This is a genomic window from Streptococcus sp. 27098_8_99 (assembly GCF_041431935.1).
Taxonomy (GTDB): domain Bacteria; phylum Bacillota; class Bacilli; order Lactobacillales; family Streptococcaceae; genus Streptococcus; species Streptococcus parasanguinis_D.
Genome location: NZ_JAPVYQ010000013.1, coordinates 1 through 15548, shown reverse-complemented (window position 1 = coordinate 15548; position 15548 = coordinate 1). Strand labels below are relative to the sequence as shown.

17 protein-coding genes are annotated in these 15548 nt (G+C 42.7%); 2 read left to right on the top strand and 15 right to left on the bottom strand.

Features of this window, described 5'->3' with window-relative positions:
- Positions 1 to 119 precede the first annotated feature (119 nt).
- Genes O3605_RS07925 through O3605_RS07915 form a run of 3 tightly spaced genes read right to left on the bottom strand, consistent with a single transcriptional unit; the run spans position 120 to position 3096 of the window.
- Positions 120 to 662 carry a hypothetical protein gene (locus tag O3605_RS07925; protein WP_070506221.1) on the bottom strand — a complete coding sequence of 181 codons (543 nt, stop codon included), beginning with the start codon at positions 660 to 662 and terminating at the stop codon, positions 120 to 122.
- Positions 663 to 714: 52 nt separating this feature from the next.
- Complete coding sequence (gene thiI, locus O3605_RS07920; RefSeq protein ID WP_371585802.1) at positions 715 to 1935, bottom strand: tRNA uracil 4-sulfurtransferase ThiI; 1221 nt, start codon at positions 1933 to 1935, stop codon at positions 715 to 717.
- An 18-nt stretch (positions 1936 to 1953) separates the two neighbouring features.
- Positions 1954 to 3096 carry a cysteine desulfurase family protein gene (locus O3605_RS07915; RefSeq protein ID WP_371585801.1) on the bottom strand — a complete coding sequence of 381 codons (1143 nt, stop codon included), beginning with the start codon at positions 3094 to 3096 and terminating at the stop codon, positions 1954 to 1956.
- Between the two features lie 192 nt (positions 3097 to 3288).
- Here O3605_RS07915 and O3605_RS07910 point away from each other — a divergent pair, with 192 nt between their 5' ends.
- Entirely contained in the window at positions 3289 to 3723 is a 435-nt protein-coding gene (locus O3605_RS07910) for a DUF6556 family protein (RefSeq protein ID WP_371585799.1), read from the top strand.
- A gap of 132 nt (positions 3724 to 3855) precedes the next feature.
- Here O3605_RS07910 and O3605_RS07905 read toward each other — a convergent pair whose 3' ends face one another.
- From O3605_RS07905 to O3605_RS07850, 12 genes are all read right to left on the bottom strand, one after another.
- Positions 3856 to 4299: a hypothetical protein gene (locus O3605_RS07905; RefSeq protein ID WP_070506231.1), complete on the bottom strand. Its 444-nt coding sequence runs from the start codon at positions 4297 to 4299 to the stop codon at positions 3856 to 3858.
- A gap of 46 nt (positions 4300 to 4345) precedes the next feature.
- Positions 4346 to 4780, bottom strand: a complete 435-nt coding sequence (locus tag O3605_RS07900; RefSeq protein WP_070587272.1) for a lipoprotein BUG3 — start codon at positions 4778 to 4780, stop codon at positions 4346 to 4348.
- 122 nt (positions 4781 to 4902) lie between these two features.
- Positions 4903 to 5316, bottom strand: a complete 414-nt coding sequence (locus O3605_RS07895) for a hypothetical protein (RefSeq protein ID WP_070506232.1) — start codon at positions 5314 to 5316, stop codon at positions 4903 to 4905.
- A 43-nt stretch (positions 5317 to 5359) separates the two neighbouring features.
- Complete coding sequence (locus O3605_RS07890; protein WP_261674227.1) at positions 5360 to 5752, bottom strand: hypothetical protein; 393 nt, start codon at positions 5750 to 5752, stop codon at positions 5360 to 5362.
- Between the two features lie 521 nt (positions 5753 to 6273).
- Positions 6274 to 7344: an ABC transporter substrate-binding protein gene (locus tag O3605_RS07885; protein ID WP_049503629.1), complete on the bottom strand. Its 1071-nt coding sequence runs from the start codon at positions 7342 to 7344 to the stop codon at positions 6274 to 6276.
- The gene (locus O3605_RS07880; RefSeq protein ID WP_049503631.1) at positions 7341 to 8114 is read right to left on the bottom strand and encodes an ABC transporter permease; all 774 of its coding nucleotides are present in this window, start codon (positions 8112 to 8114) and stop codon (positions 7341 to 7343) included. Before O3605_RS07880 ends, O3605_RS07885 begins: the two co-directional genes overlap by 4 nt.
- Positions 8111 to 8917, bottom strand: a complete 807-nt coding sequence (locus O3605_RS07875) for an ABC transporter permease (protein ID WP_003011144.1) — start codon at positions 8915 to 8917, stop codon at positions 8111 to 8113. The genes O3605_RS07880 and O3605_RS07875 overlap by 4 nt, the downstream gene beginning before the upstream one ends.
- A complete protein-coding gene (locus O3605_RS07870; RefSeq protein WP_003002881.1) occupies positions 8898 to 10055 on the bottom strand; it encodes an ABC transporter ATP-binding protein in 1158 nt (385 codons plus the stop codon). Before O3605_RS07870 ends, O3605_RS07875 begins: the two co-directional genes overlap by 20 nt.
- A 207-nt stretch (positions 10056 to 10262) precedes the next feature.
- Complete coding sequence (murB, locus tag O3605_RS07865) at positions 10263 to 11159, bottom strand: UDP-N-acetylmuramate dehydrogenase (protein ID WP_118228065.1); 897 nt, start codon at positions 11157 to 11159, stop codon at positions 10263 to 10265.
- A 118-nt stretch (positions 11160 to 11277) separates the two neighbouring features.
- Positions 11278 to 12258, bottom strand: coding sequence for a TenA family protein (locus tag O3605_RS07860; protein ID WP_371585795.1), 981 nt, complete (start codon positions 12256 to 12258; stop codon positions 11278 to 11280).
- A gap of 83 nt (positions 12259 to 12341) precedes the next feature.
- Positions 12342 to 13208 carry a homoserine kinase gene (gene thrB, locus O3605_RS07855; protein ID WP_118228063.1) on the bottom strand — a complete coding sequence of 289 codons (867 nt, stop codon included), beginning with the start codon at positions 13206 to 13208 and terminating at the stop codon, positions 12342 to 12344.
- A gap of 2 nt (positions 13209 to 13210) precedes the next feature.
- Positions 13211 to 14497, bottom strand: a complete 1287-nt coding sequence (locus O3605_RS07850; RefSeq protein ID WP_049507335.1) for a homoserine dehydrogenase — start codon at positions 14495 to 14497, stop codon at positions 13211 to 13213.
- Positions 14498 to 14672: 175 nt separating this feature from the next.
- Here O3605_RS07850 and O3605_RS07845 point away from each other — a divergent pair.
- Positions 14673 to 15548, top strand: an 876-nt coding sequence (locus O3605_RS07845) for a polysaccharide deacetylase family protein (RefSeq protein WP_350007287.1), incomplete at its 3' end; no start/stop codon positions are given.

The window sequence follows — 15548 nt, the reverse complement described above, 5'->3', positions numbered from 1 at the left end:
TTAGTATATCACTTCTATCAGACAAAGACAAGTATTTTTGCGCTTTGAAAACGAATTTTCTTTTGAAAAATAAATTTTTATCTTTTATTTTAAGAACTCTTTCAAAGCTGACTCTTCATCTACTTATTCTTAAATTGAAAGTCACTGATGGTCAATTTAGCCTTAGACGAATCGTTCAAGCTCTTCATTTTTTCTTCTGTTTCCTTGGTGATTTTGATAGGAATGGCTGCAGCCATATTCGTTTTTAAAACACCCGATTCACTGATTTGATAGTCAACCGTCACATTTTCAAGAAGGGGTTCCCCATCATATTCTAAGTTCAAAACGAAGGAACCATCGCGATCAATTGTTGTAGTGGTGCGATTCACCAGATAGAGCAAGGCGAAACGGTTCTCCTCATCTCCAAAGGTATAGCCTGGTAAAAATGCAAACAATCTTCCTGGAGTTCCAATCGTTGGATGGTCTTTGATAAATTTTTCAGCAAGCTCTAGGATTTCATTGTCCTGATTTTTGTACTGATCAGCTCTGACAAATGTGAGCGGTTCTTTTTTGCTGCTGGTTGACTGGCTGGTCTTTTCTTCTTTTTTCGGGCCAGTAAATGATACTTTGACACAGCCTGTCAACAGAAACAAACTTGTCATTAAAACGATAACTTTTTTCATCTTGTCTCCTTTAAGTTGGTAAGAAAAAGAGGCTGGATACTCCCAGTCTCTCCTATAGCAAATCCTCAATCAGGTCATCGACCTCATCTTTTTCTGCTTTTGGTGTGATTTCCGTTACGACGATGCCTGACACAGCACGCTCGACCAAAGCTTCCACATCCAACCGTTGCTCATACTGCTCCGCATTTTTGAGTTTCGGATTAGTCTTTGGACGATCTGGTGCAAAGATGGTACAACAGTCTTCAAACGGTTGGATGGAGATTTCAAAGGTATCAATGGCTTGGGCAATATCGATGATTTCCAACTTGTCCATGGTTACCACTGGACGGATAACTGGCGTATTGGTTACCGCATTGATGGCCTGCATACTCTCTAAGGTTTGGCTAGCCACTTGTCCCAAACTTTCACCATTGATAATCACCAAACCACCGCGAACCTCGCGAATGCGGTCTGTAATGCGCATCATAAAGCGACGGGTCAAGGTCATGAGGTAAGCTTCTGGCGCTTTTGCCTTAATTTCTTCTTGGATCTCTGTGAAGGGCACCTCGATAAATTGGATATTGCCCCCAAACTTAGTCAACTTCCGTGTTAAATCATGGGCTTTTTTAAGAGCACCTGGGCTGGTATATGGTGGGCTAGCAAAGTGTACTGCCTCGATATCCACTCCACGCTTCAAGGCTAGGTAACCAGCTACTGGAGAGTCGATCCCACCAGAAAGCATGAGCATGCCCTTGCCAGACGTACCAACAGGAAGACCACCTGCTCCCTTAATGGTTTCAAAAGAGATATAGGCTGCTTCTTCTCGAATTTCAACTTGCAAGTTAATATCTGGTTTTTTCATCTGAACTTGGATAGTTGGGATCGCTTCAAAGACCGCACCTCCCAAGGTTTGATTAAGCTCGCGACTATCGAGTTCAAAGGTATGGTCACTGCGCTTACTTGAGATTTTAAAGGTCAAGCCTTCCTTGTAAATCTCCTTCATAATCTCTTGCACTGCCGCTTTTAAGGCCGGAACAGATTTTTCAATCTTGTAAACGGGTGAAAAATTTTGGATTCCAAAAACCTGCTTGAGGGATTCTGCTACTGGCTCATAATCCGTCCCATGCAGATAAGCATGCGCTCGATCACGGTCGGCTGTCACTTTGACAGCTGGATAGATAGATAAAACATCTTGGATATTATTGCGAAGTTTATTGATGAAACGCATACGGTTCTTTCCTTTAGTAGAAAGCTCTCCATAGCGAATCATAATTTCTGAATAGGTTAAGGTCATGTTGATTTCCTTCTAAAATTAACGTACTTTTCGTGTTTGCTCGTAAATCAGTTTGAACTTGGTCAAGAATTGCTCGACTTGGCTCATGTCATTTTCAAGATCGAGACTCAAGCGAACAGCTGTCTGGGCAATACTCTTGTCCACTCCCATAGCAATCAAGGTTCCAGCTGGCTTACCAGCTTTGGACGAGCAGGCACTGGTTGTCGAGATGTAAATATCAAACTCTTCAAAGGCATGGACCACTACTTCTCCACGAACTCCTTTGATCCCGAAAGTCAAGATGTGAGGCGCAAAGTGATCCTCACCAGAAAAGATAGTGACATCTGGATAGTTGGCCAATTCTTTGCGGATGACTTCTTTCATCTGCTGGGTCTTGCTGGCAAAAGCTTCTTGGTTTTCCATGGCTAAGCGTAGGGCTTTTGCTGTTGCTGCGATACCTGCAACATTCTCAGTTGTCGAGCGCATTTCTTTTTCTTGGCCACCTCCGGTTAAGAGAGGAGTGAACTTTTTGCCTTCTTTGATGTAGACAAAGCCTACTCCGCGAAGCCCATGGAATTTGTGACTAGAGAAGGTCGCAAAGTCCACGCGCTCTGGTAGATAAACTTCTGTTGCTACCTTTGCCAAGGCTTGTACCGCATCGACATGGAAACTAACCGTTGGGCGATCTTCCAAAAGAGACGCGATTTCATGGATGGGCTGGATGGAGCCAATCTCATTGTTGACCGCCATGACAGAAACCAAGGTCGTATCCGGACGGAGTAGGTTAGCCAAGGCATCCACCTTGACAAAGCCACTCGCATCCACTGGAGCGTAATCCACTTCGTATCCCTGCGTCTTTAACCAAGCAGCCGATTCCTTGATGGCAGGATGCTCGATGTCAGAGACAATGATATGCTTGCCATAAGGAGCTTTCTCAAAGGCGACACCCTTGAGGATCCAGTTGTCCCCTTCTGTCCCACCAGACGTGAAATAAATTTCCTCAGCTTTCTTGCCAATTAGCTCCGCAATTTGTTTCCGAGAAGCTTCCAAAATACGAGTAGCTTGACTACCTAGATTGTGCAAACTAGAAGGGTTTCCCCAGATCCGAGTCGCTACTTCTGTATAAGTCGCAAGGGCTTCTGGATAGGGTTTAGTCGTTGCTGAATTGTCAAAATAGATCATGTCCTACGCATCCATCACTTTCTTTTTACGTAACTTCTATTTTATCATTTCTGACCGCTTGGGACAAGGATTTGATAAAGAGAGACGCGGCAAAATTACTCTATAAAATTCAGTTCTTTTTAGACATTTTTCAGAAAATGACTTATAATAAGAAAGTGTTAAAAAACAATTTTTGATAGAAAGAGAATGAACATGTCACAATATTCAAGAAGTAACAAAAACCAAAAACCTGAGGAAAAAGTTGATACAAGACCATCTCGCGGTGAGAAAGTCAAACAAGGTTTGTCCGTATTTCAAACGGTTGTAGCTACGATTGCCAGTCTCTTAGGGATTATCGTCACTTCCTTTACCATTATGAGCCTGCTCAATAAAGACAATCAAAAAACAGAAGATAAACCCTCTAGTAGCACCAGCGTCGTCGTGGTTCATGATAAGGGATCTGACTCAAGCGCTACCAATACAGATGCCAATACCAATACGCAAACCGATTCAAGCAATACAGAAACAAGTTCACAAAAAGAAACCGATAGCTCATCTGCTACAGAAACCAGTTCATCTGCTGCACAAGACCAAGGCTCCACAGCAACAGACAGTGGCGCAGATACAGCCACATCTGGATCCAACTAAAAAAACAGTAAGGACAACCTTACTGATTTTTTTATCTTTCGATTCCAGCTTTTTCTGATTTTTATAGAAAGCATCTATCTCACTGTCATACTCCCATTTGAGCTTTGAACGCTCTTCCTGGATTTGATCCAATTACTCAAGTATTCTACCCTCTATGTCAATGTCAGATCCTATATACATCTCATCTAGATTCAATGTATTGTCCTCATTAATTGGGATATCTACTCCCCAACCCGATTCTTCAATATTATTTATACGTCCATAAACATTCATATAATATTCGGGAGTTGTAAGCCCACCATCACTCCATTGTGTCTGATCCCAATCAATCTGAACGGATTCGACTTTTGAATTTTGTGCTTTGACTAAATCAATAACCTTCTGTTCGTGTTCTTTTAGGTAGTCCAGTTGTTCTTTTTTTATGTCTCCTTCTGGTTTTTGTACGACTTTCTTTGGAGATGAGGTCGTTATCTTCTGTTCGGGTCTTTTGGTCAGTGGCATGATTTTTCCTCCAAGAAAAACCAGTCCTAGTATCGGTAACAAAATAATCAAAAATAGTTCCATTTGTCTCTTCATTCAATTCCCACCAATCTACACACTTTTAATTGATCTATCAACTTATTTATTCGAAAATTCTTCCACCTATCCTTAAATATTGGCCCAAAGACATCGTCTTTAAATTAATTTTTCCATCTTCCACCACCACATCAACTCGCCAACTCGATTCAGGATTTTGATTAAACCCACCAAAAATGAGAATCATTTCGTCACCACCTTGTGGCGTCCCATTTCCTGCTACTCCCCACTGAGTTTCATCCCAATATATTTGAACGGATTCGATTTTCGGACTTTGGGCTTTCATAAAATCAACAATTTCTTTTTCATGTTCTTTGAGGTAAGCGAGCTGCTTTTGTTTAATGGCTTCTTTGTCTTCTTTGATTGATGAAGCAGCAATCGTTTTTCCTTGTTTTGTATCATCTTTATGCTTCACGCTACATCCTCCTATACTTAGGAGAGCTACAATTGAAGCAACCATCATGATTTTTCGCCTTTTCATAAGTCCTCCTACCATTCTGTACAAATTATTCTCTAAAATTTCCACCTATCATTTCTAGATCTATTATGGACTCATAGCTCAAATTCTTTCCTCTTAATGGATAGAATGATCTGTTGATTTTATTAAGGAAAATTCGAACCAGAGATTGAATCAATTGAAATTGGATTCTCAACATTTGGTTTTGGGACAATAAAGAATGAATAGCCATTTAGTTCCTTATCATTATCTCCATAGACCTTTAAACGGATGTCAAACCCAGATTCCGTAAAAGCACCACTATCTTCTACTTTCACACTATCCCAGTCATACTTGACTCGAACAACTTCTGGATCATTCGACTTTATGTAGTTCGTAATTTCGGACTCGTGTTTTTTTAAAAAGTTTACTTGCTTTTGTTTGAGCACTTCTGTATCTCCTTTGGTGGAGGAAGAAACATTCACTTTATCTTGTTTCATCTGTTCTTTTGGTTTTACAGTGCAGCCTCCAATGCTTGTGAAAATAAGCATTAAAGCTAATAACTTAAGTGTACGTTTCATTTTAATTTTCTTGTTTCCTCATAACACTTTTACTTCTATTTACTTAAGAAAAAATTTTCCAGCCACCATTTTCCTCGATATAAATATCATTTAGCATCCCCATTTTTTTGATAGTTGGTATGCTATTTTGATCTTCTAGGTAAAAATCAACGGAGAATTTTGTGTTTTTTAATTGATTAATTTGACCAGAAATAGATAAATTGTATCCACCACCCTGAGGTGTTCCATTCCCAGACTCTTCAATTTGCATACTGTTCCAATCAATCTGAACGGATTCGACTTTCGGACTTTGAGCCTTTACAAAATCGACGATTTCTTGCTCGTGTTCCTTGAGAAAAGCGATTTGTTCTTTTTTTATTTCTTCTTCTGATTTTTGTACGACTTTCTTTGAAAAAGTGGTTGTTATCTTCTGTTCGGGTCTTTTGGTCAGGGTCATGATTTTTCCTCCAAGAAAAACCAGTCCTAGGATCGGTAACAAAATAATCAAAAATAGTTCCATTTGTCTCTTCATTTAATTCTCTCCAATCGTTCCTTTCATGACTGAATGGGCCAGTCACTTTCCTTACTATTATAGCATCTTTCATTTGAATCTCAATCTAACTCACTAGTTAGAGACTTTATGCAGCAATCATAAAAGAACTTGTGGGGTTCTGCTAGAATATAGGTAATCCTTTTTTACAAATAACAACCTAAGTGATGCTAAAAATTCAAATGTTGCATTTTTGTAGAGTATCTAAATATAAAATGAAACTTTCCGCTGTGAGAAAAGTGATAGAAACATCATTGTTTCTAGCACTCGGGAGTTTTGGAACCTTAGGTCCAAAACTAAGTCATGGAACTTCCTGGATTGCTGAAATCATCCACAGGATAATTTCACCTAACGTCCGTACTCACTTAAGGAAAGTTTCTAAGAGGAGTTTATCTTCAATCAAAAAGGAACCCGAAGGTTCCTTTTTGTTATTTTCGATACATCTTGACCTGGAGGTAAAGATCGTTATAGACTCCAAGCAATTTCTTGCCTAATTGTTGATAGACTTCCAAATGGTCCAGTGTTTCATCGCTTGGATAGAAGGATTGGTCATCTTGGATTTCTTTTGGCAACATGGCTTTGGCTTTTTTATTTGGCGTTGAGTAGCCGACATAAAGAGCATTTTTTAAAGCATTTTTAGGACGAAGCATGAAGTTAATAAAGGCATATGCTGCTTCTTTATTTTTCACGGTTTTTGGAATGACAATGTTATCAAACCAAAGGTTGCTGGCTTCAGTTGGAACGACATAGCGAAGATCCTTATTGGCATCAAGCATTTGGCTGGCCTCTCCTGAGAAAGTAACTCCAATAGCCGCATTGTTTTGGATCATATACCCTTTCATCTCATCGGCCACCAAAGCTTTGATGTTTGGCGTCAAGGTGTAGAGTTTATCCACGGCCTCTTGCAATTTCTTTGGATCCTTTTCATTGAGACTATAGCCCAAGGTATTGAGACCAATTCCCATGACCTCACGCGCACCATCGTACATCATGATGTCATTTCTGTACTCTTCACGCCAGAGATCTGACCAATGTTCCGGAGCATTTTTGACCATCTTGGTATTGTAGACGATCCCCAAGGTCCCCCAGAAATAAGGTACTGAATATTGGTTGCCCGGATCAAACGATTGGTTCAAGAGTTTTGGATCGATATTTTCCATCCCTTTGATCTTGGATTGGTCCAACTTTTCAACCAGATGCTCATCCATCATCTTGGCAATCATGTATTCACTAGGAATCGCAATATCGTAGGTAGTTCCCCCTTGTTTGATCTTAGTGTACATAGCTTCGTTGGAATCAAAGGTATCATATTGCACCTGAATTCCTGTTTCTTTTGTGAATTCCTTGAGCAATTCTGGATCGATATAATCTCCCCAGTTGTAGATGACCAGCTTGTCACTATTCTTGGTATTCATGCTCGCTTCGATCTGGTGGCTAATTCCCCAGAGGATCAGAATGACAAGGACAATCCCAGTTAGGAATGAATAAAGTTTTTTCATGCTGCTTCCTCCTTTTCACGGGTGATAAAGTAATAACCGATGACCAAGAGCACACTAAAGAGAAAGACAAGGGCGGACAAGGCATTGATACTGAGGGAAATCCCTTGACGCGCACGGGAGTAGATCTCTACAGACAAGGTTGTAAAGCCATTTCCGGTTACAAAGAAGGTCACGGCAAAGTCATCAAGAGAATAGGTAAAGGCCATAAAGTAACCGGCGATAATGGCTGGTGTCAGATACGGCAACATGATCTCTTTAAGCATTTGCACTTGGGTAGCTCCCAAGTCATAGGCCGCATTGACCATATCCCTGTTCATTTCCTTGAGTCGTGGCAAGACCATCAAGACCACAATGGGAATCGAGAAGGCCACGTGGCTAGCCAGAACAGATAGGAAACCTAGCTGGTACTTGACCGTCGTAAAGAGAATCAAGAAGCTAGCTCCGATCATGACGTCTGGCGCTACCATGAGAATATTGTTAATGGAGAGCAAAGGCCCTTCTAACTTTTTCTTCGATTGGTAGATATAAATGGCTCCAAAGGTTCCAATCACCGTCGCAATCAAGGCTGACAAGAAGGCCAAGAGGAAGGTCTCTGATAAGATCAGCATCAAGCGACTATCTGCGAACAACTCGTTGAAATGCTCAAGCGTGAAGCCTGTGAAGGCATTCATATCTCCCTCTTTATTGAAGGCATAAAAAATCAAATAGAAGATGGGAAGATAGAGGATCAGAAAGACGAAGCCTAGATAGAAATGAGATACTTTTTTCATCGTTCTCTCCTTTCTCTAGTTGCCCACATGGTAAACAGCATGGCAAGGATCAGAACAACTCCGATGGTGGAACCCATTCCCCAGTTTTGTGTTGTTAGGAAGTGCTGTTCGATTGCAGTCCCTAAGGTAATGACGCGGTTTCCACCGATCATCCGTGTCAACATGAAGAGACTCAGACTAGGAATAAAGACAGACTGCACACCTGAGCGGACTCCATTCATGGACAAGGGGAAGACCACATGACGGAAGGTATCCCAACGATTGGCTCCCAAATCATAGCTGGCATTAATCAAGTTTGGATCTAAGTCATCTAAGACATTAAAGATCGGCAAAATCATGAAAGGCAACTCGATGTAGCTGGCTACAAAGATAAAGGAGAAATCGGTAAAGAGGATCTGCTGGGGAGCGACTCCGAGAAAGCTTAAAAAGCTATTGATGGAGCCGTTTTGCCCAAAAATTCCGATAAAGGCATAGGCCTTGAGCAAGAGATTGACCCAGGTTGGCAAGACGATCAACATCAACCACAACTGCCGGTGTTTGAGCAGCGTCAAAAAGTAAGCAGTCGGGTAGGAGATCAAGAGTGTCACCAGGGTGACGATTCCGGCATAAAGGACCGAATTAAAGCTCATCTTTAAATAGGTCAGATTTTGCGAAGTAAAGAACTCTTTGTAGTTTTCAAGTGAAAACTGCCCTTCAACGTTAAAAAAGGATTGAAAGATAATCATGACTACAGGAGCCAAGACAAATAGAAAAATCCACAAGAAATAGGGGAGGATAAATAGATTAGAGGTTGTTTTCTTCATCTCTTTCCTCCTCAATGGCATTAATCAAACCAGCTTCTTGCTCTTCCACTTCAACGTACTCTTCGATCCGCGCATCGAATTCTTCTTCGGTTTCATTGAGACGCATAACGTGGATATCTTCTGGTTCAAAGTCTAGCCCGATGACTTCTCCCACGATGGCCTTACGAGTGGAGTGAATCATCCACTCATTACCCAAATCATCATAGGCGATGATCTCGTAATGCACACCACGGAAGAGCTGGGTGTCCACCTTCACTTGGAGCTTGCCTTCTTCAGGAAGGGTGATTTGCAAGTCTTCAGGACGAATGACGACTTCAACTGGTTCGTTTGGACGCATTCCCCCATCGACGGCTTCAAAGCGTTTGCCATTGAACTCAACCAAGTAGTCCTCGATCATGCGCCCATCTAGAATGTTGGACTCACCGATAAAGGTGGCTACAAAGTGGTTGATCGGTTCATCATAGATATCTACTGGTGTACCAGATTGGACGATCTCTCCTTCATTCATGACAAAGATCCAGTCACTCATGGCAAGGGCTTCTTCTTGGTCATGGGTAACAAAGACAAAGGTAATCCCCAAGCGTTGTTGCAATTCCCGCAACTCATACTGCATGTCTGTCCGCAGTTTCAAGTCAAGTGCAGACAAGGGCTCATCTAAAAGGACCACTCGTGGTTCATTGATAATAGCCCGGGCAATAGCTACCCGCTGGCGTTGACCACCGGATAATTTTTGAATCGAACGTTTTTCAAATCCCGCTAACTGGACCATTTTCAAGACTTCTGAAACCCGACGTTCGATCTCAGCCTTGTCCACCTTTTTCAAACGAAGGGGAAAAGCCACATTTTCAAAGACCGTCATATGTGGAAACAGGGCATAGGACTGAAAGACGGTGTGGACGTCCCGTTTGTTGGTAGGGACATCATTGATCCGTTCCCCATCAAGATAGACATCTCCAGTCGTCGCATCCAAAAGACCAGCAATGATATTAAGGATAGTTGATTTTCCTGATCCAGATGCACCGAGCAGGGTATAGAACTTCCCTTCCTCCAATTCAAAATTGATATCCTTTAGGACAACGGTTCCGCTATCTTCAAAGACCTTTGAAACATTTTTAAACTCAATAATTGGTTTTTTCAATTCACATAAATTCCTTCTTTACTGCGATTACCAAACTGCTTTTCATACGAAAATGCAGCGGCTGACAGGAAAACCTGTCAGACCACCAATACCTCTCGGGGACTTACTAGACTGCCCCACCTATTTACGGTATCGATAGGCACTCACCCCCTCTCCGACTGATGCTATCGATGGTTCACAATCAATTGTTCTTCAATACTAAAGTTCTTAGGCTTGACCGATAATGCGAACTTCTGGTTCTAAACGGACGCCTGAGTGAGCTTCTACTGCCTCAATGACATGGGCGATCAAATCTTCGTAGTCCTTAGCTGTTCCATTATCGACATTGACCATAAAGCCGGCATGCTTTTCAGAAACTTCAACACCACCGATTCGATAGCCTTTCAGACCTGCTTCGCTGATCAATTGACCTGCAAAATGACCGACAGGACGCTTAAAGACAGATCCACAAGAAGGGTATTCAAGGGGTTGTTTCAACTGACGAAGATGGGTCAACCGATCCATCTCCTGCTTGATCGCCTCGTGATTGCCTGGAGACAAAGCAAATTTGGCAGAGATGACGACAGCCCCTGTCTCTTGAATCTTAGAATGACGGTAGCCAAAAGCCAGTTCACTCGCTGACAGAGTTTCGATCTCTCCGTCTTTGGTCAAGACCTTACAGGATACTAGGACATGAGCGATTTCTCCCCCATAGGCTCCCGCATTCATAAAGACAGCCCCACCGACACTGCCTGGAATGCCACTGGCAAACTCAAAACCTTTCAAACTATGGTGCAAGGCCACATGAGTGGTGTCGATAAGTTTAGCACCTGCCTCTGCTTCGATCACATAACCGTCCACACTGATGTCACGCAAGCGATCAAACATAATGACAAATCCCGGAATGCCCCCATCTCGGACAATGATATTGGACGCATTGCCCAGGACCATCCATGGGATTTGCTCTTGGTTAGCAAATTGGACGATGCGCTTTAATTCGTATTGGTTGCGAGGGAAGGCTAAAAATTCAGCATTCCCACCTACCTTTGTGAAGGTATAATGTTTTAAGGGTTCTTGAAAACGGATATCAATCCCTTCAAGAATTTGATTCATTTTTTCATTCATCTTTCTGTCTGTTCTCTCTCTATAAAAATACAAACTATTATACCAAATTTTTGACTATTTTTCGACCCTAAAAAACAAAAGAAGACCTATAATATTCAGGCCTTCCTTTTATCATTCACTATGCAATTTTACGAGCGATAGTACGATTCTTCTGTCCATCCAGAGCTGATTTGACCGAAATCCAAGCACCACCAAGAGTGAAGACAGCTAAGAGTCCTAGATTCAAGTAAAATTTATCTGGGACGTCCCCTGAGAATGTCGCTTCATTGAGAAGCGTCCAGGTCATACCAAATGGCAAATCCAGTTCACTCATGAGCGCCAAAGTATAATCTAATTGGTTGACCAAAAAGACCGTCAAGACCATCAAAATAGCTGAAACTACCACGCCTTTTTTAGTCAATTTCTTACCAAGGATCTCATAACCTTTGATAGTACAATAACCGAGGGCAGCCCCTGCTAAAACAGATACATAGCCAAGACGCGCTACTAAGAGGGCAACTGCTCCACCGATGATCACACCAATCACAGCACCTACAATCCCTAAAAGGAAGTTTTCTTCCCGCGCTTCATAAGCCTCAACTGTATCTTGCACTTCGGCTTGGTAGGCTCTAAAGGTTGCATCGTCGATTAAAAAGATCGCATCTCCAATTTGATACAGACCGATCGGTCCTTCCTCACCCGTTTCCGCATTCACTTGCACAAATTGGTGGTTGAGTAAGAAATCAACAATATCTTGGATAGCTGTCCATAAGGTTTCGACAGCCTTGCCTTTGGTCATTCCACCCTTGACAACGATCGAGGTCAAGTAACCATCAGAAGAGATAGCATTAATGGCTTTTGATTGTTCTTTTAATTCATTCCAAAGAATTTCACTATCTTCGATCAAGTCTCCTTCGGAACCTTGTTTAACACTGAGTGAAATGGTAAATACATTCTTGGTTTGAGCACCTTCGATGACTAACAAGAAGCCTTCACGCTCTCCATACATCACACGGGCTTCGCCATCAAATTGCAGACCAAGATCGGTAGCAATACTATATAAATATTCTGGTTTCATGTTTCCCCCTAGATTTTCGGGAAAGCTTGAGCTTTTCCCCATACAATTCCCATTCTACCATAGAAGAAGCAAAAAGGACATATACATTCGTATACATCCTTCTTTCATTTGTGTTACATTGAGGTTTATTTCTCAACACGAACGCCAAATGTGTCGATTTTAAGTTGGAAAATCTGACCATCTAGCCCGAGTTCTTCGAGAGCTGCGACAAAGGCTGCTGTATGCTCTGGCGCTAAGAGGTTCATGATCGTTGGGCCTGCTCCTGACAGATAGGTAGCGTAAGCCCCATGCGCATGCGCTACTTCTTTGACCTGAGGGAACTCTTTGACAAGAGATTGACGGTAGCGTTCGTGGAAATGATCTGACTCGATGGAGCGACCAGCCGTCAGCAAATCTCCCTTGAGGAGAGCTGCGATAGCGACATTGGCTACGCTACTAGCTGCAACAGCTTCCTTATAAGACCATTCTTTCGGTAGGACATTTCGACTATCACTGGTCTTCAATTGGTAGCTCGGTACAAAGGCCACAAGGTCACAGCTTGGGAAGTCAGCAGTGACATATTGGACATCTTCACCGATGTAGCTAGCGATGACCATATTTCCAAAGATAGCCGGAGCTACATTATCCGGATGACCTTCGATCTCGGTCGCGATGCGTAATTTCTCAGCATCTGATAGCTGGAGGTTAGCTAATTGGTTGGCCAATTCAATCCCTGCGACAATGACCGAGCTAGAAGATCCAAGACCACGCGCCAAAGGCACTTCACTAGTCATCTTGACCCGATGGGGTTGCATATCCGTTGAGATAGAAAGAGCTGTTGAGAGCAAGAGGTTTTTCTCATCTGTCGGAATCCCTGCTCCTAGATCATGCTCAATGAACCAAGCATCAGCTGGTTCAAGGACTTCAATGGTCAAATAGCGAGTCACGGCAATCCCAACCGAATCAAATCCTGGCCCTACATTGGCACTGGTTGCTGGAACAATAATTTTCATGCTTATTCTCCCAAGACTTTAAAGGTATTCAAGAGTTCGAAATTCGCCTCTGAATCCAATTTTTCAACCAAGTTCTTGAATTGTGTTTGGTTGACTTGGTGGGTAATGATGACGACACTTGCATAGTGACCATCTGAGTCTTCTTGGAGGATTTGCTTGAAGGAAGCTCCTTCTGCATTAAAGATTTCCGCAAGACGCAAGATTTGACCAGTCGCATCTGGTGCCTTGATTGAGAAGTAATAATTGTTCTTCACGTCTTCTGGCTTAGCCAATTGAAGAGGACGGCTGTATTCATTGAAGGCTTTACCGATCGTTCCTTCTTTTAGTCGACGGACAATGCGAACGAGGTCGGCTACGACACTGGTCGCAGTTGGTTTTTGACCAGCACCTGGTCCGTAGTACATAGACTCCCCAATACCGATGGATTCCACATAGACCGCATTCATAACGTCGTTCACTCCTGCGAGTGGATGTTGTTTTGGAAGGAAGGTTGGTGTCACTTCTGCTGCGATCCCTGACTCTGTTTCAACGATAGAGCCGACAAGCTTGATGACATAGCCAAGGCTTTGAGCAACTGAGACATCTTGAGGAGTGATTTGGCTGATTCCTTTGTGACCTACCTGGTCAAATTGGATATTCATTCCAAAAGCGAACTGGCTCAAGATCACCATCTTGTAAGCAGCATCAATTCCTTCAACGTCGTTGGTTGGATCACTTTCAGCGTAACCAAGACGTTGCGCTTCTGCTAAAGCATCCTCATAAGTCCAGCCTTCTTCGACCATTTTAGTCATCATGAAGTTAGAGGTTCCATTGACCACACCGAGCACTTTGGTCACCTTGTCTGAGGCCAAAGAATTCACCAAGGTCCGAAGGATTGGGATCCCACCAGCTACGGCAGCTTCGTAATAAAGGGCCACTTTGTGTTTTTGAGCAATCTCTAGCAACTCGCTTCCATGAACGGCAAGAAGGTCTTTGTTAGCAGAAACTACGTGCTTGCCTGCTTCCAGCGCACGGGTGATAAAGGTTTTCGCTGGCTCGATACGACCCATCAACTCGACCACGATGGCAATGTCCTTGTCTTCAATGATCTCATCGACATTGGTCACAAAGTTGTAGTTGTGACCAGCCGCTTGCAAGCTTTCCTTTTCAGCATCATCTCGAACCAAGACCTTAGCGATCTCGATTTCATCTTGAGCTGCCTGGGTGATTTTTTCATGGTTTTCTTTTAATAAAAATGGTACGCCACTTGCAACAGTACCAAATCCTAGTAAGGCAATCTTAACAGACATCCTATTGACTCCTTGAATTTTCTATAGTAGCTCCATTATAACAAAAACTTGAGCGTTTGACAGCCAATTGCCTTAAAAATTCTGAATTTTCATGACAGGATCTGCCTGTAGCAAGTTCTGGAAAAGAACATAGAATTTGTGGTACAATAAAGAAAATAATGAAAACGGTGACACTATGAGTAAACGAAGAGTACCTAAAAAAATCAAAGCCCTACTTGGAATCAATGCCCTCCTACTGGTCTGTATCTTTATTTGTAGCTTTCTTCTGATCAAACGGATCACTCAGCCGAGTGACGGAAATACAAGTGGCACTGCCATAACGCGCTCGCTAGATGAACACAGTTCCTCTATCGAGTGGACTCGGGTGAAAAAGCCGGTCAAACTGCCCATCCTCATGTACCACTCCGTGCACAATATGGCCGAGTCCGAAGCTGCAAATGCCAATCTGATTGTCGATCCAGAAACCTTTGAAAGCCAACTAAAGGCCCTGAAAAAAGCGGGTTACTACACCCTGACACCTGAGGAGGCCTATCGCATCCTCGTCAAGAACGAAGTCCCAAAAGGAAAGAAATTTGTCTGGCTGACCTTTGATGATGGCGTCGAGGATTTCTATACTATCGTCTATCCGCTTCTCAAAAAATACAAAATGACCGCCACCAACAATATCATCACAGACTTTACACAAAAAGAAAAAGAAAATGTCCTGACCTTTGACCAAATCAAAGAGATGAAAAAAGCTGGCTTGACCTTTGAAAGCCATACGGTCAATCATCCAGACCTAGCCAATTCCAGTCTTGAGACCCAAAAGAATGAGCTGGTCGCTTCTAAACGCCTGCTGGATAAGGTGCTGGATCAAAATACCAGCGTTATCGTCTACCCATCTGGTAGCTACAGCCAGGTCACGATCGACCAAGCCAAGAAAGCCGACTACAAACTAGGCCTCACCACTAAAAATGGACTCGCCAGCTCCGCTGATGGACTCTATTCCCTCAAACGAGTCCGGATCCTTCCAACCACTACAGGAGAGGATCTCCTAGCCATGATCCAAGAA

What these genes read in the sequence shown, in the direction of transcription:
- O3605_RS07925 (WP_070506221.1), bottom strand. Translation starts at nt 662, where the DNA reads ATGAAAAAAGTTATCGTTTTAATGACAAGTTTGTTTCTGTTGACAGGC.
- thiI (WP_371585802.1), bottom strand. Translation starts at nt 1,935, where the DNA reads ATGACCTTAACCTATTCAGAAATTATGATTCGCTATGGAGAGCTTTCT.
- O3605_RS07915 (WP_371585801.1), bottom strand. Translation starts at nt 3,096, where the DNA reads ATGATCTATTTTGACAATTCAGCAACGACTAAACCCTATCCAGAAGCC.
- O3605_RS07910 (WP_371585799.1), top strand. Translation starts at nt 3,289, where the DNA reads ATGTCACAATATTCAAGAAGTAACAAAAACCAAAAACCTGAGGAAAAA.
- O3605_RS07905 (WP_070506231.1), bottom strand. Translation starts at nt 4,299, where the DNA reads ATGAAGAGACAAATGGAACTATTTTTGATTATTTTGTTACCGATACTA.
- O3605_RS07900 (WP_070587272.1), bottom strand. Translation starts at nt 4,780, where the DNA reads ATGAAAAGGCGAAAAATCATGATGGTTGCTTCAATTGTAGCTCTCCTA.
- O3605_RS07895 (WP_070506232.1), bottom strand. Translation starts at nt 5,316, where the DNA reads ATGAAACGTACACTTAAGTTATTAGCTTTAATGCTTATTTTCACAAGC.
- O3605_RS07890 (WP_261674227.1), bottom strand. Translation starts at nt 5,752, where the DNA reads ATGACCCTGACCAAAAGACCCGAACAGAAGATAACAACCACTTTTTCA.
- O3605_RS07885 (WP_049503629.1), bottom strand. Translation starts at nt 7,344, where the DNA reads ATGAAAAAACTTTATTCATTCCTAACTGGGATTGTCCTTGTCATTCTG.
- O3605_RS07880 (WP_049503631.1), bottom strand. Translation starts at nt 8,114, where the DNA reads ATGAAAAAAGTATCTCATTTCTATCTAGGCTTCGTCTTTCTGATCCTC.
- O3605_RS07875 (WP_003011144.1), bottom strand. Translation starts at nt 8,917, where the DNA reads ATGAAGAAAACAACCTCTAATCTATTTATCCTCCCCTATTTCTTGTGG.
- murB (WP_118228065.1), bottom strand. Translation starts at nt 11,159, where the DNA reads ATGAATGAAAAAATGAATCAAATTCTTGAAGGGATTGATATCCGTTTT.
- O3605_RS07860 (WP_371585795.1), bottom strand. Translation starts at nt 12,258, where the DNA reads ATGGGGAAAAGCTCAAGCTTTCCCGAAAATCTAGGGGGAAACATGAAA.
- thrB (WP_118228063.1), bottom strand. Translation starts at nt 13,208, where the DNA reads ATGAAAATTATTGTTCCAGCAACCAGTGCCAATGTAGGGCCAGGATTT.
- O3605_RS07850 (WP_049507335.1), bottom strand. Translation starts at nt 14,497, where the DNA reads ATGTCTGTTAAGATTGCCTTACTAGGATTTGGTACTGTTGCAAGTGGC.